The following is a 6,052-nucleotide window of genomic DNA, read 5'->3' as shown; positions in this document are numbered from 1 at the left end:
GAAGCGGCTCAATCAGCGCCCATTCGGCATCGGTCAAATCGGTTTCGTATCGCAAGCCGTCGCGGCTATACTGCCGCCGAGTGGTCGGGGTCCACATCGCGGGCTTCCAAGTTAGGCTTCAGCACCCTCTTGGAATCACGGCTACCCTGACCACTCAACCCCTTTTCGGGACGGGCTCTCAGGCGTGATCGCGCCGATGATCAACACCATCGAGGATGCCCGCCGCTTCGCTGCCTTCATGAAATTCCCGCCCATCGGAGAGCGCAGCTGGGGCGCTTATGGAGCCCTGTCGCTCTCCGGACTCTCGCCGGACGATTATTTCAAGAAAGCCAACGGCCTGACCGCATCCTTCGCCATGGTCGAGACGCGGGAGGCCCTGAGCATCCTCGACGATATCCTCGAGGTCTCCGGCATCGACGGCATCTTCATCGGCCCGGCGGACCTATCCATCGCGTTGTCGGGCGGAAAGGGCGTCGATCCAGCCAGCGCCGAGGTGGAAAAGGCCCTGGACGATGTACTCCGCCGCGTGAAGGCCGCTGGCAAATTCACCGGCATCTATGCGCCCAGCGGGGCGAGGGCGGGCGAACTCGCCCGCAAGGGCTTCGACATGGTCTGCATCGGCAGCGACATGAGCATGCTGCGGGCCGGAGCCCAGGCGGCACTCGGGGCCGCGCAGGGTTGAGGCTCAGCCCACCGGAGCGCCCTCCCGCGCCTTGGCCACGCGGTAATAGGCCCACAGCACCTTGGCGGCGACGCCCCGCCAGGGCCGCCACTGCTCGGCAAGTATTGTGAGGGCCTTCGCGTCCGGTCTGCTCTCCAAGTCATAGGCAAGGCGGGCCGCCTCCTGCACCGCGAGGTCGCCGGCGGGGAAGGCATCGGGATGGCCTAGACAGAACAGCAGGTAAATATCCGCCGTCCAGGGGCCGATCCCCTTCACCTTTGTCAGAAGCGCATGCGCCTCGTCGGCGGGTAGGTCGTGAAGGCGGTCGAGGGGGAGGCGTTGCTCCACGATCTCGGTGGCGACGGCCCGGATCGTCCTGACTTTACCAGTTGAGAGGCCCGCTGCGCGCAGCGCCTCGTCCGACAGGCTCAGGAAAGTTTCGGGCGTCGGCGGCTCAACGATGGCCCTCAGCCGTCCCCAGATTGCCGCCGCGCTCGCCGTCGAAACCTGCTGGCCCACCACGATCCAGGCAAGGCCCTCGAAGCCCGGCGGACGCTTGCGCAGTTGCGGAACGACGCCTTGCTCCACGAGCCGTGCCATCACCGGGTCGATCAGGGTGAGCGCATCGAGGCCCCTCTTGAGAACCGCGTCCGTTTCGAGGAGGGTGACCATTCCATGTTCCCTTTGCCGATGTTTCCTTCGCCCCAGTTCAAAGGCCGTCCGTGACGAAGCCCGTTTTTCGATTCGCCCCCAGCCCCAACGGACGGCTTCATCTGGGCCATGCCTATTCGGCCTTGCTCAACGACGATTTCGCCCGGCGTCTCAACGGCCGGTTCCTGCTGCGGATCGAGGACATCGATATCACACGCTGCCGCCCGGAATTCGAGAGGGGGATTCTCGAGGATCTCGCCTGGATCGGTCTTGAATGGGAAAAGCCGGTGCGTCGGCAATCGGAGCATTTTTCGGATTACGAGGCGGCTTTTCGCAAGCTGAAGGGCAGGGGCATCGTCTATCCCTGCTTCTGTTCCCGTAAGGAAATCGCCGAGGCGGTCGCCTGCCTGGAGGCGGAGACCGGAAGCGCGTGGCCGCGGGATCCCGACGGCGCTCCGCTCTATCCGGGAACCTGCCGCTCGTTGCCTCCTGACGAGATCGCAAGGCGCCTTGATCAGAGCGACGCCCATACGTGGCGGATCGATTCAGCTGGTGTGCGAAAGCTTCTACCAGGGCCCCACAGCTATCGCCGCTTCGATCGCGAGGGGCGCGAAGGGCCCGTCGAAGCCGATCCCTGGCGTTGGGGCGATGCGGTGATCGTGCGCAAGGATGTGCCTACGAGCTACCATCTCTCCGTCGTGGTGGACGATGCCCTCCAGGGCGTGACCCATGTGGTGCGTGGCCGGGATCTGGAGGCGGCGACGGATCTGCATGTATTGCTGCAAAAGCTGCTCGGCTTGCCGACACCGCTCTACCATCACCACGGACTTGTTTTGGACCCAGAGGGCGACAAGCTGGCGAAGAGCCGCGGATCACGATCCCTGCATGACCTGCGTGCGGAAGGGGCGACGCCACTGGAAATCCGCCAGCGCCTCGGCTTCGAAGCTCAGCCGACGCCGAGCACATAAAGCCAGAGAAGGGTCGTGCCGAGCGCCAGGATCGTGGAGAGCGTGACCGCGCTGGAGGCTAGCGCTACACCTTCATTATAGCGCTCCGCGAAGAGATAGGCATTGATGCCCGAGGGGCAGGAGGCGAAGAGCACCGCCACGCCGGCCCAGACCGGCGGCATGTCGAAGACGTGGGTCGCGAGCAGCAGCACGATGAGCGGGTGCACGATGAGCTTGAGGGCCGAGATGATCATCGGCAGCTTCAGGCCCGTCTGCAGACCGTAGCGGCGTAGCGCGATACCCATGGAGATCAGGGCGCAGGGCACGGCGGCGCTCGCGATGAGATCGAGCACCTGCCACCCGGGCGCGGGGATGTAGGATGCGATGGGCCGAAGCGCCGAGCCCGCGAGAATGCCGACGACGATGGGATGGGTGACGAGACGGCGTAGAATAATGAGCGGCGAGGCCTGACGCCCTTCCGCCAGAACGGTCGCCAGGGTCATGGTGACCGGGAGGTGGACCGCGATGAGCAGGAAGAGGGGCACCGCGCCCGCATCGCCATAGGCTTTCAGGATCATCGGCACGCCGACGAAGACCGTATTGGCCTGACCGGCCGAAAAGCCCGCGACGACGCCGGAGACGCCTTTGAGGCCGAAGAAGGAGCGTCCGATCAGCATCGCCGCGATCCAGACCACAGCGACGCCCACGAAGTAGGAGATCCAATAGCCCCAGGGCTGCACCTCGGGAATGTCCGCTCGCACCAGGGTGCGGAAGATCAGGCAGGGCACGGAGAGCGTGAAGACGAACTCGGATAGGCCCTCGCCCATCCGCTCCGACACGAACCCGGTCTGGCGCGCCACATAGCCGATGCCGATCAGCCCGAAGACCGGCAGGACGATCATGAGCAGGTCAAGCATGGGCGTCAGCGCAGGTCGGCGCGCTGGCTGAGGCTCGCCGATGAAGTCCCATGGGTCATCAGCTCTTCCACCTGCTCGCGCTGGCGCTTGAATTCGGCAAGCCCGCGGCCCTCGAGCTCGCGTCCCTGAGGCAGGCGGATCTTGAGCGGATCGACGAAGCTGCCGTTGATGATCACTTCATAATGCAGGTGCGGGCCCGTGGAGAGGCCCGAATTGCCCACATAGCCGATGACCTGACCCTGCTGCACCTTCTTGCCCGGCTCGATGCCCTTGGCGAAGGCGGACATGTGGGAATAGGCCGTCACGTAGCCGTTCGTATGCTGGAGCTCGACGCGGCGGCCATACCCGCCCGAAGCCCATTCGGCCTTGAGGATCGTGCCGTTACCGGCGGCAAGGATCGGTGTGCCGATGCGGTTCGCCCAGTCGACGCCCGTATGCGGACGCGAGTAGCCCAGGATCGGGTGGAAGCGCGAGCCGAAGCCCGAGCGGAGAATGCCGTCGGAGATCGGTTTGCGGATCAGGAATTTCTTGAGCGAGCGGCCGGTCATGTCGAAATAATCGATGGTGCCGTCATCGCCCTGGTAGCGGTAGACGCTGCGCGATTCACCGCCGACCGTCAGCGAGGCATAGAGGACTTCGGGGTCGCCGTTCTCGTCGTCCGAGCCGAAGAAGACCTCGAAGGTATCGCCTTGCTGGACGCGACGCTGGAAATCCACGTCGTAGCCGAAGATGCGAACCAGCTCGTTCACGGTCTCGCGCCGGAGATCGTTCTTGAGCGCTGTCTCATAAAGACTCTCATAGAGACGGATGCCGCCGCGTCCGCCCTCTTCGCCCTCTTCCTCGGCAATCTCGTTGTTCTGGGGATTGGCAGGATCGGCGGGAGGCGTGACCGACACGAAGATGCCGCGGTCGTTGGTGGCGGCGATGCCCTCGACACCCCTTTCGCCGAAGGCGATCACGCGAACGATCTGCTTGGGATCGCCCAGGCGCGGGCCGGGAGCGATGAGGATGCGCRGGCGCTGTCCCTCGCCCATACCGGCAACCTTGACCCGGGCCGACAGGGCGCCTGAGATAGCGGCGATCTGCTCGGGATTGGCGCCATAGCTGCGAAGCGCGGTCTCAAGGGTTTCGCCCTTGCGCAGAACCACGTCCCGCTCCTCGATCAGGGGCGTGAGCGCCTTCTGCTCGATCTTGGGGAGGTCCGTCACGTTCTCAGGCACCATGCGGACTTCGATGGTGCTGAAAGGGGCATCGATCACGCGGGCATAGCCCAGCGCATCACCAAGCACTTCCGGCTGACGCAGGGTGCGCGAAAGCATCTGCTGGGCGGGAATGGGAACGGAGGCACGGCGGCCGGTCTCGCTGGCAACTCGGCGCTCCTCATCCAGGATCGCGAGAACGTCGCCGTCGGAGAGGGAAGGGGCGCTCGCCTCGATCACGAGGGCCGCGAGATCCCGCCTCAGAACAGACACGTCGGCATCGGTGACTTCCGGCACCTGGTCGATCTTCTCCTGCACATCCTCCGCGAAGAGGCGCATCGGATTGAAGGCCGGGATGTCGGTGGCGTAATTGCCCGCTGTCATGGAAAGATTGGTGGCAACCTTCACGAAATGACGGACCTTGATCGCCTCGCGGTCGCCGCTGCGGATCGTCATCGGTGCCTTGAAGCTCTGCTTGGCCGAGGCCGTGAGCTCCGTCATGTTCAGCTTGTCGGCCTTGCGCGCGATATTCGAGGCCCGCTCGTCGTCGTTGACGGGGCCGGGGAGGGCGCTCAGGGCGGCCCGTTCGGGGGGCAGGGCGGATGTGGTCGCGCCTTCGAGGGCAATATGAATGGAGGCGCCGATCAGGACCGCTCCCGTCACGCCCGTTAGGACGCTCGCTCCGAGCCAGCGCAGGTTGATCTCTCTCTTGTCCACCTCGGGAGCCGCGGCTCCGTTGGAACTGAGCGCAGGCTCGTGGCCGAGTTCGACTCCGGACGACATAAGCAGAGCGTCCCGGCGGGGCACCCTGGATGATCTGTCATCTGGAGGAAGGTGGCTCATCGTCTTCTTATACTACCGCGACCGGGTGGGCTTAAGGCGAAGGTTGTCATGGCGCTCTAGCACAAGACAGGCCGACCGCACAGGCCAATCCGAAAATCCCGGCCTGGAGCCACATCCTGAATCGATGTCGCGCTTGAGGACGCTGCTTCGATCCTTACTGTGTCCGGAGTGAGGCAGGGCCAGGGATTCCGGCTGAGCTTCAACCGAAAACAGGCGGTCTGCACAGCGATCCGGGAAACTGTCAAAAAAGTTTCACAGGCTTGTTGACAGCGGAAAGAGAGCGGGCTTATAAACCGCCCATCGACGCCGCCGCTGATTGCGGAGGCGCCAGCACCTCCTCAGAATTCGGGCTCGCAGGCCTGACTTAATGTCAGGATCCGAAGCTTGTTTTTGTGGAGGCCTTATCTTCGGATAGGGGGTCGGGTCGGTCTTCGGAATTTCCGAGAAACTGCTTGACACGCTGAACGAATGATCCTAAATCAGGCTCATCGCGGTTCTGCCACGGGTTGGCGGTTCCGAGGTTTTCCTGAAAGGTTGGCGGCTCAGACCGGAAGATCCGGTGTGAGGCGCTGTTGCCTTCGGATTTTGCTCTTTGACAAGTGAAGATGAGAAAGAGAAGCGTAGGCGGCGGTGTCCTTGCGCCGGCCCTTTGGGGTCGGATGGAATAGACATCGACCAGTTCTATGCTTTGGTGAGTACACCGCTTCGGTCTTTCGGGACTGGAGTGAGATGGACTCTGTCAATTTGCGTAGTGACTATAGTCGAGATCAAATTCTTTCAACTTGAGAGTTTGATCCTGGCTCAGAACGAACGCTGGCGGCAGGCTTAACACAT

The 6,052-nt window shown here is 63.5% G+C and carries 4 protein-coding genes and 2 pseudogenes; 2 read left to right on the top strand and 4 right to left on the bottom strand.

The window, feature by feature from the left end; all coding sequences use genetic code 11:
- Positions 1-97: pseudogene (locus tag ACXJKO_RS29090) on the bottom strand (IS5/IS1182 family transposase); the annotation flags it as partial.
- A gap of 81 nt (positions 98-178) precedes the next feature.
- Here ACXJKO_RS29090 and ACXJKO_RS29085 point away from each other — a divergent pair.
- Positions 179-682: pseudogene (locus tag ACXJKO_RS29085) on the top strand (HpcH/HpaI aldolase family protein); the annotation flags it as partial.
- 3 nt (positions 683-685) lie between these two features.
- Here ACXJKO_RS29085 and ACXJKO_RS29080 read toward each other — a convergent pair.
- Complete coding sequence (locus ACXJKO_RS29080) at positions 686-1,333, bottom strand: DNA-3-methyladenine glycosylase family protein (protein ID WP_457094512.1); 648 nt, start codon at positions 1,331-1,333, stop codon at positions 686-688.
- A gap of 50 nt (positions 1,334-1,383) precedes the next feature.
- On the opposite strand from ACXJKO_RS29080, the gene gluQRS reads away from it, so the two are divergent.
- The gene (gene gluQRS, locus ACXJKO_RS29075) at positions 1,384-2,280 is read left to right on the top strand and encodes a tRNA glutamyl-Q(34) synthetase GluQRS (RefSeq protein ID WP_457094511.1); all 897 of its coding nucleotides are present in this window, start codon (positions 1,384-1,386) and stop codon (positions 2,278-2,280) included.
- Here the strand turns inward: gluQRS and ACXJKO_RS29070 are convergent.
- Positions 2,259-3,176, bottom strand: coding sequence for an AEC family transporter (locus ACXJKO_RS29070; RefSeq protein WP_457094510.1), 918 nt, complete (start codon positions 3,174-3,176; stop codon positions 2,259-2,261). The genes gluQRS and ACXJKO_RS29070 overlap by 22 nt on opposite strands.
- A 5-nt stretch (positions 3,177-3,181) precedes the next feature.
- A complete protein-coding gene (locus tag ACXJKO_RS29065; RefSeq protein WP_457094509.1) occupies positions 3,182-5,158 on the bottom strand; it encodes a M23 family metallopeptidase in 1,977 nt (658 codons plus the stop codon).
- Positions 5,159-6,052: the final 894 nt, after the last annotated feature.

Source organism: Microvirga sp. P5_D2 (assembly GCF_054049475.1).
The sequence above is the reverse complement of the archived record's forward strand: the minus strand, read 5'-3'. Positions and strand labels throughout refer to the sequence as shown.